This is a genomic window from Hamadaea tsunoensis DSM 44101 (genome assembly GCF_000428945.1).
GTDB classification, from domain to species: domain Bacteria; phylum Actinomycetota; class Actinomycetes; order Mycobacteriales; family Micromonosporaceae; genus Hamadaea; species Hamadaea tsunoensis.
This window is the reverse complement of the sequence record NZ_AUAX01000020.1, coordinates 15833-31497: the sequence shown is the minus strand read 5'-3', so window position 1 is coordinate 31497 and position 15665 is coordinate 15833. Positions and strand designations below refer to the sequence as shown.

Below are 15665 nucleotides of genomic sequence, written 5' to 3'. Positions count from 1 at the left end.
CGATGCACGAAGCCGCGCGGCGGGCCGAGCTCGGCCGTTTCCTGCGGGCGCGGCGGGCCGCCGTCCGGCCCGCCGAAGCCGGCCTCCCGCCCGACCCGGCACCGCACCGGCGGCGTACGCCGGGGCTGCGGCGGGAGGAGGTCGCCGAGCTGTCCGGGGTGAGCCACACCTACTACACCTGGCTCGAACAGGGCCGGGACGTCACCCCGTCGGCCCAGGTCGTCGACGCGCTCGCCCGGGCCCTGCGGCTCGACGCGGACCAGCACCGCCACCTGCGCCGCCTGGCCGGACTCGGCGCGCCCGGGACGCCGGCCCCGGCCCGGTCGCACGACCGCCTGCAGCGGCTGGTCGACGCCCAGTCGCCGGGCCTGGCCGCGATCTACGACCGCTGCTTCGACTACGTCGTCTGGAACGGCGCGTACGCGAGCACGCGGGTCGATCCGCTGACGCTGCCCGCGGACCGCCGCAACCTGATCTGGATGATGTTCACGCACGAGGAGAACCGGAAGGTGATGGGCGTACGCTGGGCCGCCGCCGCCAGGGCCGTGCTGGGCCAGTTCCGCATCGCGGCCGGCGAGCACCCGGACGAGCCCCGGTACGCGTACATCGTGGACGCCGTGACCCGGGCGAGCCCGGAGTTCGCCGCCTGGTGGCCCGCCTACGAGGTACGCCCGTTCCGCCCCGCCCGCCTGGTCCTGCACGGCGACGCCGAGGACACCGCCGTCGAGATGTTCCAGCTGCGCCTCGTGGACGATCCGGAGCTCGTCCTCGTCCTCCAGCTGGCCGCCTGACCAGGGTGACCTCGGCCCCGGCATGATCGGGTGGCTTGACGCCGGCCCGCCGGCATGTTCCAGTGCGGCGATGAGAATCGTGCGCTACCGCACCGCCGACGGGGACGTCCGCGTCGGCCTGGACACCGACGGCCGGCTGCTGCGCCTCGCCTGTCCCGGCATCGCCGCGCTCCTGGCCGGGGATCTGGAACGGTGCCGGTCGATCGTCGCGGCGCCGGGTGAGGCCGAGACCGGTCCCGTCGAACTCCTCGCCCCGGTCGACGGCGCCACCGAGGTCTGGGCGGCCGGCGTCACGTACCTGCGGTCGCGCGACGCCCGGATCGAGGAGAGCCACGAGCCCGACGTCTACGACCGCGTGTACGCCGCCGAGCGTCCCGAGCTGTTCTTCAAGTCGCCGGCGTGGCGCGTACGCGGGCCGGGCGAGACGATCTCGGTGCGGGCCGATTCCACCGTGGACGTCCCCGAGCCGGAGCTGGCGCTGGTGCTGACCGCCACCGGGGAGATCGCCGGCTACACGATCTGCGACGACGTCAGCTCGCGGTCGATCGAGGGCGACAACCCGCTCTACCTGCCGCAGGCGAAGATCTACAACGGGTCCTGCGCGCTGGGCCCGGCGATCGTGCCGTCCTGGGCGGCGCCCGGCACCTTCGGCATCTCGCTCACCGTCCGGCGGGCCGGGGCGGTGGCCTTCACGGGGACCACCTCGACGGCGCAGCTGGCCCGCCCGCTGCCCGATCTCGCCCGCTGGCTGTACGCCGAACTCGACTTCCCGGCCGGCGCCGTCCTGTCGACCGGGACCGGGATCGTGCCCGGGCTCGACTTCACGCTGGCGCCCGGCGACGAGGTCTCGATCGAGATCCCGGGCATCGGCACTCTCACCAACCCGGTCGTACGCAATGAACGTCTATGTTAGCGATAACACAATCATGATCCTATTGAGGCCAGGGACCGCCACGTCATCACGGCCCGGATTCGGGCGATTTCGCTGATCCGAGCGAGACCGAGGGGCGGTGCGGCTATCGATCGTTGCCAACAGTCGGACAGTTCGATATGTTAACGTTCACATGGATGGACCAACGCCCTCGGATCCAGCCATGGTACGCGGCTGCCCCGCTGCCGGAAGGAGACCCCGCCGCGTACAGCTCTCCGCTGTTTTCCGTCCCTCGCAACGGAAGAGGTCAACATGGCTCCACATCGGCGCGTACGCGCCGCCGTCCTGGCGTTCGCCGGCGCCGCGGCCCTGTTCGCCGGGGCTCTCACCGGAATGGGCACCTCGCAGGCGGCCACGACCGGCCCCTGCGACATCTACCAGTCCGGCGGCACCCCCTGCGTCGCCGCGCACAGCACCACCCGGGCGCTGTACGGCACGTACAACGGCTCGCTGTACCAGGTCCGGCGCTCGTCGGACAACGCGACGTCGAACATCGGCGTACTGAGCGCGGGCGGGGTGGCCAACGCCGCCGCCCAGGACTCGTTCTGCTCGGGGACGTCGTGCGTCATCACGGTCATCTACGACCAGTCCGGCCGGGGCAACAACCTGACCCAGGCACCCCCCGGCGGGTTCAACGGCCCGGCCTCGGGCGGCTACGACAACCTCGCCAACGCCACGTCCGCCCCGATCACGGTGGGCGGGCACAAGGCGTACGGGGTGTTCGTGGCGCCGGGCACCGGCTACCGGAACAACAACACCAGCGGTGTCGCGACCGGTGACCAGCCCGAAGGCATGTACGCCATCATGGACGGCACCCACTACAACGGCGGCTGCTGCTTCGACTACGGCAACGCGGAGCGCAACAGCCACGACAACGGCAACGGCACCATGGAGGCCATCTACTTCGGCAACATCAAGGTCTGGGGCTACGGCACCGGCAACGGCCCCTGGATCATGGCCGACCTGGAGAACGGCCTCTTCTCCGGCGTCAACGCCGGCTACAACGCCAACGACCCGACCGTGAACTACCGGTTCACCACCGCCGTCATCAAGGGCGAGGCGAACCACTGGTCGATCCGCGGCGGCAACTCCCAGTCCGGCAGCCTGTCCACCTTCTACAACGGTGCGCGTCCGAACGTGTCGGGCTACAACCCGATGAAGAAGGAAGGCGCCATCATCCTCGGCATCGGCGGCGACAACAGCGTCGGCGCGGCGGGCACCTTCTACGAAGGCGTCATGACGTCCGGCTACCCCAGCGACGCCACCGAGAACTCGGTGCAGGCCAACATCACCGCGGCCGGCTACAGCACGTCGGGCTCCACGACCGGCCCGGCGGTCGGCTCGACGATCTCGCTGCGGGCCACCACGGCGTGCTGCACCACCCGCTACATCTCGCACTCCGGCGCGACGGTCTCCACGCAGGTCGTGTCCTCGTCCAGCGCGGCGACCGACAAGGCGAACGCGTCCTGGATCGTGCGCGCCGGCCTGGCCAGCAGCTCCTGCGTGTCCTTCGAGTCGAAGAACACCGCCGGCAGCTACCTGCGGCATCAGAACTACCAGCTCTACCTGCAGGCGAACGACAACAGCACCCTGTTCAAGAACGACGCGACGTTCTGCGCGCAGGCGGGCATGAACGGCCAGGGCAACTCGTTCTACTCGGTGAACTTCCCGGCCAAGTACATCCGGCACTACAACAACAGCGTGTACATCGCGAGCCAGGGCGGCTCCAACGCCTGGGACTCCGCCACGCTGTGGCCCGATGACGTGAGCTGGGTCGTCACCGCCCCCTGGACGCCCTGACCCGTCCGCTGTACGCGGATCAGCCGAACGCGACGGCCGTCCCGCACGTCCCTCGGGACGGCCGTCACCCCCGGGCGATCCCGCCTACGCGATCTCGCTGACGCGCGTGCGGACCAGCGTGCGCACCGCCTCGTCGGGCAGCGGCCGGTCGAGTGTGAACCGGACCGTCCCCTTCGACAACGCGTACCCGTCCAGCAGCCCGCTCGCGGCCTCGACCGCCGCCGGGCTGAACGGGAAGATGCTCAGGTGCGCCTTGGCGGCCCGGAATCCGAGCAGCGGCTTGCCGTCCAGACGCAGCGCGGGCATGCCGTAGCTCACGCTCTCCTGCGCCGCCGGCGCGATCTCGGTCGCCACATCCCGGATGTGCTCGAACGCCGCCCGCACGGCCGGATCGAGCTCCTCGAAATAGTCCGTCACTGCACCCATGCCTCGACCCTATCCGAGCAGGTCGCGGCCACCCCGCACATCATGGACGCCGTTGGGCCGCCCAGCGCGCCGCCACGCGTACGACGGCGTGTCGGGCGAGCACGCGGGACACGTCATACCGGGGTATGACCCGAGGGTTGGCTCCGCGGCGGGACGCGGGCGGTGAGCGTCGGTTCCTAGCGTGAGGGCATGTCGAACGTCATGCCGCAGCACACCGCCAAGCCCGCCAGGTCCGCCGGCGTCGTCGCCTCGGGGATCGCGGTCGGGCTCCTCGGCCTCATCCCGCTGGCGATGATCGCCCTGGGCGTCGCCCGCGGCGCCTTCTACGGCCTCGTGGACCACGGCCCCTACGACAATGCGTGGGGCGGGCCGAGCAAGCAGGGCGCGTGGGCCGCGCACTTCGCGATCAGCGTGCCGGTCGTCGTGGTCGGGATGCTCGCCCTCGTGGGCCTGGCCGCGCTGCACCGCCGCTGGCGGCGGTGGCTCGGCGGCGAGCGCGGCTGCCGCTGGGTTCTGCCGGTGACCGTCCTGCTGTACGCCGGCGCGGCCCTGCTGGTCCGGGCCTGGATCCACCAGCTGTGAGGCGATGCTCAGCGCTCCGCCTCGGGGGTGGCCGCGTGCACGGCGACCCGCTTGCCGAGGTTCACGAAGAGCAGGATGAGGCCGACGGTGAGCACGATGTGCCCGAGCCCGGCGATACCGGCGATCGCCTCGTTGCTCTCGTGGCCGAACACGGTCAGCGTGCCGTGCACGACCATCATCGCGACCGTGAGCACGAGGCCGCCGTTGTAGGTCCAGAAGAACCAGGTGAACAGCCGCCGGTGGGCGGTCAGCGTGAACAGCTTCTCCAAGGCGAGCACGCCCAGGAAGAAGAGCATGCCCAGCGCGAGGACGTGGGTATGGACCAGGCCCAGCTGGGTGTCACCGGTGAAGTCCTTCGCCTTGGTGATCTCGCGGTACGCGAGCCCGCTCACCACTCCGACGATCATGTACGCGTGCGCGGCGTAATACAGCATTCTCACCCGTCCATGATCGAGTGATCGGCGCGGCGGGATCAACGGCAAGGTCGGCAACGCAGCGTTAAGCCGCAGTTGACGGAGCGCATTGAGGGCCGCCCGCTCAACACTGTGTTAAGCCGTAGTTGATATTGTCCGGCCAATGGAGCTGCGCGACATCGAGATCTTCCTGACGTTGGCCGAGGAGCTGCATTTCGGCCGGACCGCGGAGCGGCTCCGCCTGACGCCCGCCCGGGTCAGCCAGTCCGTCAAGGCACAGGAGCGGCGGATCGGCGGCCCGCTGTTCGTGCGGACGACGCGTACCGTCCGGCTGACCACGCTCGGCAAGCAGTTGCAGAAGGAACTCGGCGTGGCCCACCGGCAGATCACGGCCGCCGTGCAGAACGCGACGATCGCGGCCGGCGGCGGCATCGCCGGTACGCTGATCCTCGGCTCGATGGGCGCGCAGCCGTTCACGATCACCCCGGTCCTCGACCTGTTCCGCGAACGGCACCCCGACGTGGAGCTGGTCATCCGGGAGATCCACCCGACCGCACCGCTGAACGAGCTGCGGACCTGCGAGGTGGACGTGGCCCACCTCTGGCTGCCGGTCGGCGAGCCGGACATCGCCGAGGGTCCGGTGGTCCACGTGTGCGACGCGGTCCTGATGGTCAACGAGGCCCACCCGCTGGCCGGCCGGACGTCGGTCACCTGGGAAGACCTCGGCGACTGCGTCGTCCTGCGGGGCGTCGACGTCCCGCGGGCCATGGAAGAGGTCTTCCACCCGCACGTCACCCCGTCCGGCCGGCCCATCCCACGCGGCCCGGTCGCCACCAGCTGGCACGAGGAGATGACGCTCGTCGCCGCGAACAAGGCGGTCGCGGTGGTCGCCTCGGACGCCATCCTGTTCTACAAGTGGCCGAACATCGTCTACATCCCGATCACGGACGCGGCGCCGGTCCGGTGGGCGTTCGCCTGGCGCGCGTCGTCGGAGACGCCGCTGATCCGGGCGCTGGCGGAGGCGGCTCGGGACGCGTCATCAAGACCTGAATCGATAAATCCACAGTAGATCGTTCCATTCATCGATGAATCACACTAAGATCGCGATCGATGTTGTCCGATCCTCTCGGAGGTGGCCGATGAAGAAGATGACGATCCGCCGCAAGGGCGCCCTGCGCCTGCTGTCCGGCGCGCGCCGGCTCTGGATGGAATGGTGCTGGTAGGACGCCGCAAGGCGGGTGCCGTCGAGCACCCGCCTTTCGACTGCCACCGCGACCACGGCCCGTACGCCGGCGTCGACTCCTTCCTGACCACGCTCGCCCACGACCGGCCCCGGCTGGCCGCCGCGCACGCGGTGGAGCTCGCCGCGATCGCACCCGGCCTCGATCCCTCGCCGCGCCGGGCCGCCGAGGAGCAGCCGATCCGGTTCCACCCGGCCCGGCGTACGGCGGCGCTGGCGTACGGCGCGGCGGAGTTCGTGCACGCGTGGGCCGCGGGTCTCCGCACGCCGGTCACCGTCCACTTCGTCCACACCGCCGACGCGGACGAGACCACCGCGGAGCTGCTGGCCGCGCTCGGCCGCCGGCTCGCGGACGGGCCGCTGCGGCTCGCGCTGCACACCGACGGCCCGCCGACTCCGGTGCCCGCCGTGCGGCCCGAGGAGTTGCGCGCCGCCCTCGGCGACAGCCTCGCGCGCGGTTTCTACCACCATGCCGCCCGGGTCGCCCGCCGCGGCCGCGCGATCACCCACGACCCCGGCCTGCGATGGTCGTTCACCACCGGCCTCGCCACCGCCCTCGCCGCGCTCGACCAGGCCTCGGAAGCCCTCCAGCTGTACGCGGAGACGCGTACCACGACGACCGACCCGAAGATCCTGATGTCGGCCGCGTACGCGACGGCGATGCTCTACGCCCGCCACCTGCCGCCGGCCGAGCAGGATCAGGGCGCGGCGCGGGACTGGCTCGGCCGGGCGATCCGGCTGGCGGCGGACCTCCCCGATCCCCGGCAGCGCGTGCTCACGACGGTCTTCTACGAGCAGGGTGTCGCGCTGCTGGACAGCCGCGAGGGCCGGCCGGACCGCGCGCTGGCGACCATCGACAGTGGACTCTCCGCGCTCGCGGCCGTCCTGTCCCCCGGCGAGCGGCCGCAGGACTGGGCGCGGCTGCTGCACAACCGGGCCCAGGTGCATCTCGCCCTCGGCGACCGGCAGCGGGCCCTGGCCGGGCTCGACGAGGTCATCGAGCGCGACCCCGGCAACTGCGAGTACTACGCCGACCGGGCCGCTCTGCACCGCGCGGCCGGCCGCGACCGGGACGCCTTCGACGACTACGCGGCGGCGATCCGGCTCGGACCGCACCTGCCGGAGGCGTACTACAACCGGGCGACGCTGCATGACGAGCACGGGCGGCCGGGCAAGGCCCGCGAGGATCTGCGGCGGGTCCTCGCCATCGATCCCCGCCACGTCGACGCCCGCATCGCGCTGGCGAACCTGGACCTCGGCCGGGCGGCGCTCGACGACGCCGAAGCCGGCGTACGCGCGGGGCTGGCGGTGTCGCCGGACGAACCCCAGCTGCTGTGCACGCTCGGCCTGATCCGGTCCGAACGAGGCGACCTGGCCGGGGCCGACGACCTGCTGACCCGGGCGCTGTCGGCCGATCCCGGTCTCGCCGAGGCCTGGACCAACCGCGCCGCCGTACGCTTCGAGCAGGGCGACCCGGCCGCCGCGCTGGCCGATCTCGACCACGCGATCGCGTTGTCGGCCGCACCCGAACCGCTGTTCAACCGCGCGACGGCCCTCCTGCGCCTCGGCCGGTACGCCGAAGCCGAAGCCGATCTCACGGCCGCGCTCGCGCTGCCGGACCTCGACGCCGGACTGCGCAAGGAGATCCGCGCCGAGCTGGCCCGGGCCCGGACCGCCGCCACGGCTCCGGTCGGAGGATAGGGCCGCGCGCCGGGCTCGGCGGCAGGGCTCAGAAGGTCTCTTCCTCGCCGTCCTCGACGTAGGGGTCGGGCGGCAGCAGCTCGACGTCGGCCGGGATCGTCCGCGCCCGCTCGGCCGGGTCGAGCCCGAACGGCAGCAGCGGCAGCCCGGCCGGCGCGTACCCGCGGGAGATCGCGATGCCTTCGTGGCACGCGTCGCACCAGACGGTCGCGTACCCGAGGCGGGTCTCGAGGTCGCCGGTGAACGCCACGTGCACCGTGCCGTCGCCGTGGCTCGGGCACCCCGGACGGGCCCCGGGGTCGGCGAGAATCTCCTGGTAGGCGTCCATCCAGCCTTCCCAGCGCCGCTGCGACGCGGTCATCTCCACGTTCTCGCCCGTCCTCACTCGCCCAGCAGGTGCTTGTGCTGTTCCCACCACTGATTCTCGTACGCGTACGCGCGTTCCTCCCAGGGTTCGCGTTCGGCGTCGGTCTTCGGGTAGGGCTTGCCGCTGCGGATGTCGTCGAGGTGGAAGCGTTCGTGCGCGAGCGTCCGCGCCAGCTGCTCCTCGTCCATGAACGCGTCCCGCAGCAGCAGGATCTTACCGTCGGGCAGGGTCACGCCGAAGATCGGCTTGCCCGGCGGCCCCTGCCGGACCTTGTCCAGCTTGATCGTCACACCGCGCAGGTCGATGCCGTACTTGGCGGCGATGCCCCGCACGTTGTCCATCGTCATCAGGACCCGCTTGCCGTTGCGCAGGATGCCGTCGCCCTCGCGGGCCAGCTCCGGCGTACGCCCCTTGCCGCGCAGCCGGTCGAGGATCTTCTTCAGGTCGTCCATGATCTCGCCGAGGCGGCGGATGACCGGCTGCAGCTTGCGCAGGCTCGACAGCAGCCCGCGCAGCCACCGGCCGATCTTCGCGGTCCACGACGCGACCAGGGTGGTCACCTGCTCCACCACGAGCGGCGTCGCGAAGCCGAACGAGGCCGCCTCCTCCGCCGCGTACACGATGAGACGGGAGACGCACGTGGCGATCGCGTCGCGGACCAGGATGCGCACCGCGGCGATCAGGGCGGCCGCGCCCTCGGTGATCAGCGCCATGGTGTCGGCGGCCTGGCCCAGCGCGGTGAGCGCGCCCTGCTGGTCCTTCGCCCACGCCTTGTACGCGTCCGCCGCCGGGCCGCGCCAGCTCGCCAGGTCCGCGGCCACGCTGTCGCCGGTGGCCGTGGCGGTGGCCTTCACGCTCAGCGCGATGTTGCGCCAGGTCTGGGCGTGCGCGGTGATCTGACCGGGGTCGCCCGCGAGCCAGTCCAGGGCCTGCGACAGCGGCTTGACGTGCTCGATGATCCACGCGACGCCGTACTGCAGCAGGACGCCGACCGGGTCGGAGACGAGGGCGAGCGCGTCGAGGCCGGCGCCGACCACGCCGAGCGTCCCGTCGATCCACGATTTGTTCTCGACGCCTTGCTTGATCAGCTCGATGTCCTCGGCGAGCCACACCCCGGCCCACGCGTCGACCGGCTGGTCCACCCGCGACGCCACCAACGGGTTGATCGTCATGGCTGCCCGCCCGCCGCCGCGACGACCTGCCCGGCCTGCTCGTCGGAGATCTGGTACGCCTCGGCGACCTCGCGCAGCTTGTCACCGGTGTCGCGAAGGGACAGTTCACCGGCCGAGAGCGTGTCGAGGACGCGGTCGGCCAGCTTCCCGATCAACGCCGGCATGAACCCGCACAACTGCCCGTACGCGCCCGCGTCGAGCCGCACCTGGTCGCCGGCGGACTTGGCGGTGCCCAGTTCGTCGGCACCGTGCTCCAGCTGACCCGCGTGCTTGACCAGATCGGCCGGGACGACGTGCAGTTCGGTTCCCGGTTGGCCCATGAGAGCCCCTCCCCCCGTGGCTGTCGCCCAGTACGGTACGACAGTTCGTCGGAGCGCGCAGCCTCCACTTCAGACTGTGGACACCGGCCCGACGCGGTTGACCCGGAACGCGAATCCCGTCGCGGCGTACACCAGGACCATGACGGCGGCCGCCCACCAGATCCCGAGGCGGGCCGCCGGGCAGGCCAACCCGCCGCCGACGATCAGCGCCGCCAAGGAGTGGTGCCACGGCGCCCACAGCCGGACCAGCCAGACGGCGAAGACACTGGTGAAGTAGAGGAGCGGCAGACCCACCAACATCGCCACCATCACCATGTCCCCCACCGGATCAGCGCTGTTGATGAAGTCGTTGGTGTCGGCGCGCGCGTACTCGTAAGCGAGCAGGTAGACCAGGTAGGCGGCGAGGTCGACTGCGAGCCCGGCGGCGGCACCGCGCGCGGCAAGGCCGAGGAGGAGACGAGTAGGCATCCCCGGCATTCTGATCGGCGCCCGCGATCCCGCGCAACGCACATCTCGACAAATGCCTGCATCCGCGATCGCCTTCCGAGATGCCGCGCGCTCAGTGATCATTTACCGCTATTACGGCAACCGGGACCGAATCAGCAGGAGCGGAGGCGAGATCGACGAACCCGGGACAAGGTTTGGATCAGGGAAATAGGTCGGCCGATCACGGCCGGTGGGCGTACTTGACTGCATGATCGAGGTTGGTTTCCGGTCGTGTCACGAAGATCGAGGCGGGGTTCTGGTCGTCAGGACAGCCGGAACGTCACCTCGATCTTTGCCGCACGACCAGAAACCAACCTCGATCATGGACGGGCGGGCCGCGGGCGGTTCGTGGGAGCGGCGGCTACCAGACGCCGGTGGAGCAGGCCATCTCCCACGTCGTGAGGTTCTCCAAGCACACCCGCGACCCGGCGTTGGTCCCGTTCCAATGCCACCCTGTCGACTTCGTGTACGCGTTGACGACGTACGTGTCGCTCACCGGCGTCCAGTCGTAGCCGCCGCTGCCGGTCACCTTGCGCTCGAGCCAGCCCGCGCACTTCTGCGTACCGCTGCCGAGGTCGACGGACTGGAACCGGCCCATCACATAGCCGTCGCTGTCACGCACGATGAGAATCGCGGTGCACAGGATGGTCCCGTTGCCGGCGGTGATCCAGACGGTGTCGCTGTTGCGGCTGGTGCCGGCCAGGGCAGGCGTACCGACGGCGAAGACCGACGCAAGCGCGGCCAGCGCCGCAAGCGCGATGCGGAAACGAATTCTCATCCGGCGATGCTATGAGCACCTCACCCCACCAGGCATCGAGCGCGGAAGGAGTTCGCGGTCCAACCAGCGGGGTGCCCGTCTCCAACCATCGTGGTAGCAAGAAATCTACTGCGGACCATCAAAATTCTGATTTTTCATGGCATGAAGGCGGCGGATCATGACGCCGACGAGGCGGTCGCGGGCGACGAGACCGAAGTAGCGGGAATCCGTGCTGACCGCGCTGTTGTCGCCGAGGACCACGTACGAGCCGCCCGGCACCCGGGCGTCGCCGAGGCCGTGGAGGTCCGGGGCGGCCCAGCCGGCTGGCAGATGGTCCCCCGCTACCGCGACGACGCGCTTGAGGAGCAGGGCACCATCTGCCGGCAGTCGCATCAGCACGACGTCCCCCCGGCGGGGCCGGCGCGTGCGCCGAACCAGAACCCGCTCCCCCGATCGTAAAGCGGGTTCCATGCTCGGACCGTCCACAATGGTCAGGATGAGCAGTAAGCGGGCCGCGACTGGCAGGGCTACGGCGCAGGAGAGCACGACCAGCAGCAGGGGCAGCATCACAGGACCGCCTGGTAGCCGGAAGCCTGCAACCTGAAGAGCCTGGCGTAGCCGCCGTCGGCCGCGAGAAGGGCGTCGTGCGTACCGAGTTCGGCGATGCGGCCGGCTTCGAGGACCGCGATGAGGTCGGCGTCCCGGACCGCGCTGAGGCGGTGTGAGATGAGCAGGCTGGTACGCCCCGCCCGCTGCTCCCGGATCCGTTGGTGCACCTCGTGTTCGGCTTCGGGGTCGAGGCCGGAGCTGGGTTCGTCGAGGATCATGAGGTCGCGGCCGTCGCGTACGAGGGAGCGGGCCAGGGCGAGGCGCTGCCATTGGCCGCCCGACAGGACCACTCCGGTCTCCACGTCGCCGCTGTCGTCGCCGAGGATGAAGGTACGCGTCAACGGCGTGTCGTACCCGTGCGGCAGCTCCACGAGCCGGTCGTGAACGCCCGCGCGCCGGGCAGCGTCGACGAGGCGCCGGCGGTCGGGCAGGGCGGAGAGGTCGCCGAGGCCGATGTTCTCGGCGGCCGTCATGTCGTAGTTCATGTGCTGCTGGAAGACCGCGCTGATCCGCTCCCGCAGGGCGGCGGGCGACAGCTCCCGGATGTCCGTGCCGTCCCAGAGGATCCGTCCCCTGGTCGGGTCGTACATCCGGCACAGGAGTTTCACGAGCGTCGTCTTGCCGGCGCCGTTGAGACCGACGAGCGCCACCGCGTACCCGTGGGGGATGGTGAGATCGACACCCCGCAGGATCCAGGGATGCTCGTCGCTGTGGCGGAACCAGACGTCGTGCAGTTCGATGCCGCGCCGCAGCGCGGGCGCGGGGTGGTCCGCGAGGTGGCCGAGGTCGGGCTCCGCCCGGACCACCGCGGCGAAGTGTGCGAAGGCGAGCAGCCGCGCATGGCTCTGAGTGAAGGCGCCGGTGAGGCCGGACAGCGCGGCCTGCACGCCGACGACCGCCGCGACGAACATCGAGACGTCGCCCACGCTGAGCGCGCCGGTGCGCGCCGTGACGATCGCCCACCAGAGCCCCGCGCCCGCGACGCCCGCGCTCAGGATCTTGAGCGCACCCTGCACCGCGAGCTGGCGGGCATCCAAGCGCCGCTGGGCGGCATCGACCTGCGTGCGTTCCTTCATCATCCGGGTACGCAGGAACGCGCCGGTCCCGAACAGCCGGATCTCCATCGCGGCGTCCACATCGGTGAGCAGGCGGCCGTAGAAGAACTCGCGTCGCAGAAAGCGGGTCACGTGCCACTCCACGGCCGAGCGCTGCCGGGCGAGGACGAGGTCGGCCAGCAGGACCGGAACGGCCGTTGCCAGCACGACGGCGGTCAGGACCGGGCTGAGCACGAGCAGCGATCCCAGGAATCCGCCCAGCCCCAGTACGCCGCCCAGCAGGCCGCCGGCCCCGTCGACCAGTTCCGGGAGCCGCCGGGTGCTGTCCTGCGCGAGCCGCAGCCGGTCCTGGTACGCCGGGTCCTCGAACCGGCGCAGGCTGGCCTGCCGACCGAGCGCGGTGAACAGCCGGTCGGTCGCGAGCAGGCTGGCGGACCGGCCGATCTGCTCGCGGACGAAGCGCATGCCGATCGGCAGCCAGGCGGCGCCCAGGCCGGCGGCGACCAGTCCCAGCGCCGGGCCGCCGACGGCGCCTTGGCCGGAAGCCAGCCGGTCGAGCACCAGCTTGGTCAGCCACGCGGTGAGCACGGGTGCCGTGGCCGCGGCGACCGTGAGCGTGAGGAACCCGGCCAGCCGGGTCGGACCGGACCGGACCAGCAGGGCGGACGCGTCCATGGCGGCGGCCCGCACCGACCGCGCGTCGATCCGGTCGGCCGGCCGCGACGGCCGCTTCGCCGGCTGGAGAGGCCGGTCTTTCGGCGGGCGGGATCGGTTCCTCGGCGGTGCGGTCACCGCGGGTCAGCTTCCGCTGAGCACGGGCCGGCGCGGCAGATCCGCGAGCTTGGCCCCGGTGGCGAGGACGACCCGGTTGGACACCAGGTAGAGCGCGGGCGTCCAGGTGTTCCGGAACGCCTTCGCGACCGGCCCACCGGGCAGGTCCGCGGTCACGACTCGGGACACCTCGGCGAGCGCGCTCACCATGTCCGGCTCGTCGCCGGCGACGATCGCGAGGACATCGCCGCGCCCGCGCTCCCGCGCGTACGCGAGGAAGTCCGGCAGCAGGCCATGGCACGCGGTACACCCGGCGGAGAAGAACGCGACGGTCCCGGCCAGCGTCTCGTCGGTGATCGGCTCGCCGTCGGTCGTGGTGACCTCGAACGCGCCGATCGCGGATCCGGCCCGTAGCGCGGACGACCGGTCGGGCTTGTACTCCTCGGCGTCGGCGCGCATCCGGCGGAGGATCCCGACCGTCAGCATCAGGTTGAGCAGGCAGAGCAGGCCCACGACCACCAGGGCGGCGATGATGACCGGCATCGTTTTCCCTCCTAGACGGCTCAGGTATGTAGACGGCTCAGGTATGTAGACGGCTCAGGTACGCCGGGCGGCGGCTGGAACGCCGCCCGGCGCGCGGATTCCGGCGCGGCCGATCAGCAGCCGTTGTGGAGCGGGTCGTACGTGCACCCGGTCTGCGGGCAGCAGTAGCGCCAGAACAGGACGCCGCCGAGGCAGACCTGGGCACCGCTGCACGCGGACGCCGTCTCCGTGCGGAGGACCTTCGAGATCAGGCGGTCGACGATACGCATCATGGCCTTGTCCTTCCCTGTCATGGATCCTGGCCTTCACCGCGGCCCGGGATGTCCGGCGCCGGCGGCGGATATGGACCGACGCTAACGCCGGGCGGTGGGCGATCCCCTCAGCGCGCCCGCACACCCGCTGACCACCGGCGGCAGTTGTGAACCGGCAGTTAACACCGGCAGTTCACGCGGTACGCTGCGCGGAATCACGGGGAGGCAGCGATGCTCAGGCGGCTCGCGACATCGGCGTTCATCATGTTTCTCGGCCTGGCCGGAATGGCCCTGGCCGGACCACCCGCTCCGGCGTACGCGGCGACGGCTGGGGCGGCTCCGTTCTTCGTCACCTACGGCTCCGGGCTGACCACCACGATCGGGCACTCCAGCGCGACGAGTGTGCCGATCGGCGTACAGGCGTGGGGTTCGACGGCCATCACCAACGCCGTCGTCACCCTCGACGCCGGCGCGATCTCCGCGAAGGTCAAGGTCGTCGGCGCCACCGGCCCTTGCACCCACACCAGCACGAAGATCACGTGTTCGTTCGGGACGGTCGCGAAGACCAAGAAGACTGCGTACGCGGTCTTCCAAGCGGTCGACGGCGCCCCCGCGGGCCTGGCCGGAACCGTCAAGCTGCACCTGACCGGCAGCCCGTCGCCGACCGACCCGAACGCGACCGGCACGATCCACATCGCCGGCGAGGCGGACGTCGCCGACATGGCCGTCTCCTCCAACCGCCCCCGCGGCGACGTCGGCCAGACCGTCACCGTCACGACCACGATCCGCAACAACGGTCCCGGCGTGCAGCCGTGGATCGAGCTGAGCGCGTACCGCCTGCCGCCCGGCATGTCGTACGCGGGCGGATCCGGCTGCGTCAAGTACGCCGCGGTCTTCGTGTGCCGCAAGGAGAACATGGCTCCCGGAACGTCGGCGACGGTAAAGCTGATGCTGCACATCGACCGCTGCGACAAGGGGTACGCGCAGGGCTACGAGACGGCGGGCGAGAGCATCGGCACGGCCTTGTCCGACCCGAATCAGACGAACAACGACTTCCGACTGAAGATCACGGTGAACGGCTGCTACACCAGTGGCTCGGGCTCGTCCGGTACCACCACGACCACCACCGGTACGCGCCCGCAGGCAAGCAGAAGTCCACAGCCGGGTGCCTCGGCGAGTCCGTCGGCCGCCGCGTCGGCGTCCCCGAGCGCCGAGCCGTCGAGCGAGGCTCCGGTCGCGGCCTCATCCGCCGCCGCACAGCCCACGCCGGAGGCCGCCGCCGACTCGGAATCGGACGGCGGCGCCGTCGGACTGGTCATCGGCGTGCTCGCGGCGGCTGCGCTCCTCGGCGCGGGCGTCGTCGGCCTCCGCCGCCGGCGCGCGACATCTGCCGACACGGCGGAGTAGAGCGTGGGGCCGGCCTCCGGGCGGCCGGCCCCACGAGTATCAG

At 71.1% G+C, this 15665-nt stretch carries 18 protein-coding genes; 7 read left to right on the top strand and 11 right to left on the bottom strand.

Annotation, left to right across the window (positions count from 1 at the left end; all coding sequences use genetic code 11):
* The first annotated feature begins 2 nt into the window (after positions 1 to 2).
* The 3 genes from G401_RS48610 to G401_RS0126515 all read left to right on the top strand — a co-directional run bounded on the left by G401_RS48610 (position 3) and on the right by G401_RS0126515 (position 3522).
* Positions 3 to 791 carry a helix-turn-helix transcriptional regulator gene (locus G401_RS48610; RefSeq protein ID WP_034593255.1) on the top strand — a complete coding sequence of 263 codons (789 nt, stop codon included), beginning with the start codon at positions 3 to 5 and terminating at the stop codon, positions 789 to 791.
* A 70-nt stretch (positions 792 to 861) separates the two neighbouring features.
* The gene (locus G401_RS0126520) at positions 862 to 1704 is read left to right on the top strand and encodes a fumarylacetoacetate hydrolase family protein (protein WP_027344858.1); all 843 of its coding nucleotides are present in this window, start codon (positions 862 to 864) and stop codon (positions 1702 to 1704) included.
* Positions 1705 to 1974: 270 nt separating this feature from the next.
* Positions 1975 to 3522: an alpha-L-arabinofuranosidase B gene (locus tag G401_RS0126515; RefSeq protein ID WP_027344857.1), complete on the top strand. Its 1548-nt coding sequence runs from the start codon at positions 1975 to 1977 to the stop codon at positions 3520 to 3522.
* Between the two features lie 84 nt (positions 3523 to 3606).
* On the opposite strand, the gene G401_RS0126510 is transcribed toward G401_RS0126515, so the two are convergent.
* A complete protein-coding gene (locus G401_RS0126510) occupies positions 3607 to 3948 on the bottom strand; it encodes an iron chaperone (RefSeq protein ID WP_027344856.1) in 342 nt (113 codons plus the stop codon).
* Between the two features lie 189 nt (positions 3949 to 4137).
* On the opposite strand from G401_RS0126510, the gene G401_RS48605 reads away from it, so the two are divergent.
* On the top strand, positions 4138 to 4530 hold the full coding sequence (locus tag G401_RS48605) for a hypothetical protein (protein WP_051367193.1): 393 nt from the start codon (positions 4138 to 4140) through the stop codon (positions 4528 to 4530).
* A gap of 8 nt (positions 4531 to 4538) precedes the next feature.
* On the opposite strand, the gene G401_RS0126500 is transcribed toward G401_RS48605, so the two are convergent.
* Positions 4539 to 4964, bottom strand: a complete 426-nt coding sequence (locus G401_RS0126500; RefSeq protein WP_211240853.1) for a DUF2871 domain-containing protein — start codon at positions 4962 to 4964, stop codon at positions 4539 to 4541.
* 142 nt (positions 4965 to 5106) lie between these two features.
* Between G401_RS0126500 and G401_RS0126495 the strand changes: the two genes are divergently transcribed.
* Entirely contained in the window at positions 5107 to 6012 is a 906-nt protein-coding gene (locus G401_RS0126495; RefSeq protein WP_027344854.1) for a LysR family transcriptional regulator, read from the top strand.
* Positions 6013 to 6153: 141 nt separating this feature from the next.
* Positions 6154 to 7884, top strand: coding sequence for a tetratricopeptide repeat protein (locus G401_RS48600; RefSeq protein WP_051367192.1), 1731 nt, complete (start codon positions 6154 to 6156; stop codon positions 7882 to 7884).
* 28 nt (positions 7885 to 7912) lie between these two features.
* Here the strand turns inward: G401_RS48600 and G401_RS53355 are convergent, their stop codons facing one another.
* From G401_RS53355 to G401_RS56855, 9 genes are all read right to left on the bottom strand, one after another.
* Positions 7913 to 8245, bottom strand: a complete 333-nt coding sequence (locus G401_RS53355) for a hypothetical protein (protein ID WP_051367191.1) — start codon at positions 8243 to 8245, stop codon at positions 7913 to 7915.
* Between the two features lie 20 nt (positions 8246 to 8265).
* Positions 8266 to 9423 (bottom strand): WXG100 family type VII secretion target, encoded by a 1158-nt coding sequence (locus tag G401_RS48590; protein ID WP_051367190.1) that lies wholly within the window; start codon positions 9421 to 9423, stop codon positions 8266 to 8268.
* Entirely contained in the window at positions 9420 to 9743 is a 324-nt protein-coding gene (locus G401_RS0126470; RefSeq protein ID WP_027344853.1) for a type VII secretion target, read from the bottom strand. The genes G401_RS48590 and G401_RS0126470 overlap by 4 nt, the downstream gene beginning before the upstream one ends.
* A gap of 69 nt (positions 9744 to 9812) precedes the next feature.
* Positions 9813 to 10211, bottom strand: a complete 399-nt coding sequence (locus tag G401_RS0126465) for a hypothetical protein (protein ID WP_027344852.1) — start codon at positions 10209 to 10211, stop codon at positions 9813 to 9815.
* Positions 10212 to 10590: 379 nt separating this feature from the next.
* A complete protein-coding gene (locus G401_RS0126460) occupies positions 10591 to 11007 on the bottom strand; it encodes a hypothetical protein (protein ID WP_027344851.1) in 417 nt (138 codons plus the stop codon).
* A 105-nt stretch (positions 11008 to 11112) separates the two neighbouring features.
* Positions 11113 to 11553, bottom strand: a complete 441-nt coding sequence (lepB, locus tag G401_RS48585; protein WP_051367189.1) for a signal peptidase I — start codon at positions 11551 to 11553, stop codon at positions 11113 to 11115.
* Positions 11553 to 13442 (bottom strand): ABC transporter ATP-binding protein, encoded by a 1890-nt coding sequence (locus G401_RS0126450; RefSeq protein ID WP_211240848.1) that lies wholly within the window; start codon positions 13440 to 13442, stop codon positions 11553 to 11555. The genes lepB and G401_RS0126450 overlap by 1 nt, the downstream gene beginning before the upstream one ends.
* Positions 13443 to 13448: 6 nt before the next feature.
* Positions 13449 to 13964, bottom strand: a complete 516-nt coding sequence (locus G401_RS0126445; protein WP_027344849.1) for a thioredoxin domain-containing protein — start codon at positions 13962 to 13964, stop codon at positions 13449 to 13451.
* Positions 13965 to 14077: 113 nt separating this feature from the next.
* Positions 14078 to 14236, bottom strand: coding sequence for a hypothetical protein (locus G401_RS56855; protein WP_169734253.1), 159 nt, complete (start codon positions 14234 to 14236; stop codon positions 14078 to 14080).
* Between the two features lie 210 nt (positions 14237 to 14446).
* On the opposite strand from G401_RS56855, the gene G401_RS0126435 reads away from it, so the two are divergent.
* A complete protein-coding gene (locus tag G401_RS0126435; protein ID WP_027344848.1) occupies positions 14447 to 15622 on the top strand; it encodes a DUF11 domain-containing protein in 1176 nt (391 codons plus the stop codon).
* Positions 15623 to 15665: the final 43 nt, after the last annotated feature.

What these genes read in the sequence shown, in the direction of transcription:
- G401_RS0126500 (WP_211240853.1), bottom strand. Translation starts at nt 4,964, where the DNA reads ATGCTGTATTACGCCGCGCACGCGTACATGATCGTCGGAGTGGTGAGC.
- G401_RS48605 (WP_051367193.1), top strand. Translation starts at nt 4,138, where the DNA reads ATGTCGAACGTCATGCCGCAGCACACCGCCAAGCCCGCCAGGTCCGCC.
- G401_RS0126460 (WP_027344851.1), bottom strand. Translation starts at nt 11,007, where the DNA reads ATGAGAATTCGTTTCCGCATCGCGCTTGCGGCGCTGGCCGCGCTTGCG.
- G401_RS0126470 (WP_027344853.1), bottom strand. Translation starts at nt 9,743, where the DNA reads ATGGGCCAACCGGGAACCGAACTGCACGTCGTCCCGGCCGATCTGGTC.
- G401_RS48610 (WP_034593255.1), top strand. Translation starts at nt 3, where the DNA reads ATGCACGAAGCCGCGCGGCGGGCCGAGCTCGGCCGTTTCCTGCGGGCG.
- lepB (WP_051367189.1), bottom strand. Translation starts at nt 11,553, where the DNA reads ATGCTGCCCCTGCTGCTGGTCGTGCTCTCCTGCGCCGTAGCCCTGCCA.
- G401_RS56855 (WP_169734253.1), bottom strand. Translation starts at nt 14,236, where the DNA reads ATGATGCGTATCGTCGACCGCCTGATCTCGAAGGTCCTCCGCACGGAG.
- G401_RS48600 (WP_051367192.1), top strand. Translation starts at nt 6,154, where the DNA reads ATGGTGCTGGTAGGACGCCGCAAGGCGGGTGCCGTCGAGCACCCGCCT.
- G401_RS0126520 (WP_027344858.1), top strand. Translation starts at nt 862, where the DNA reads ATGAGAATCGTGCGCTACCGCACCGCCGACGGGGACGTCCGCGTCGGC.
- G401_RS0126435 (WP_027344848.1), top strand. Translation starts at nt 14,447, where the DNA reads ATGCTCAGGCGGCTCGCGACATCGGCGTTCATCATGTTTCTCGGCCTG.
- G401_RS48590 (WP_051367190.1), bottom strand. Translation starts at nt 9,423, where the DNA reads ATGACGATCAACCCGTTGGTGGCGTCGCGGGTGGACCAGCCGGTCGAC.
- G401_RS0126495 (WP_027344854.1), top strand. Translation starts at nt 5,107, where the DNA reads ATGGAGCTGCGCGACATCGAGATCTTCCTGACGTTGGCCGAGGAGCTG.
- G401_RS53355 (WP_051367191.1), bottom strand. Translation starts at nt 8,245, where the DNA reads ATGACCGCGTCGCAGCGGCGCTGGGAAGGCTGGATGGACGCCTACCAG.
- G401_RS0126515 (WP_027344857.1), top strand. Translation starts at nt 1,975, where the DNA reads ATGGCTCCACATCGGCGCGTACGCGCCGCCGTCCTGGCGTTCGCCGGC.
- G401_RS0126465 (WP_027344852.1), bottom strand. Translation starts at nt 10,211, where the DNA reads ATGCCTACTCGTCTCCTCCTCGGCCTTGCCGCGCGCGGTGCCGCCGCC.
- G401_RS0126510 (WP_027344856.1), bottom strand. Translation starts at nt 3,948, where the DNA reads ATGGGTGCAGTGACGGACTATTTCGAGGAGCTCGATCCGGCCGTGCGG.
- G401_RS0126445 (WP_027344849.1), bottom strand. Translation starts at nt 13,964, where the DNA reads ATGCCGGTCATCATCGCCGCCCTGGTGGTCGTGGGCCTGCTCTGCCTG.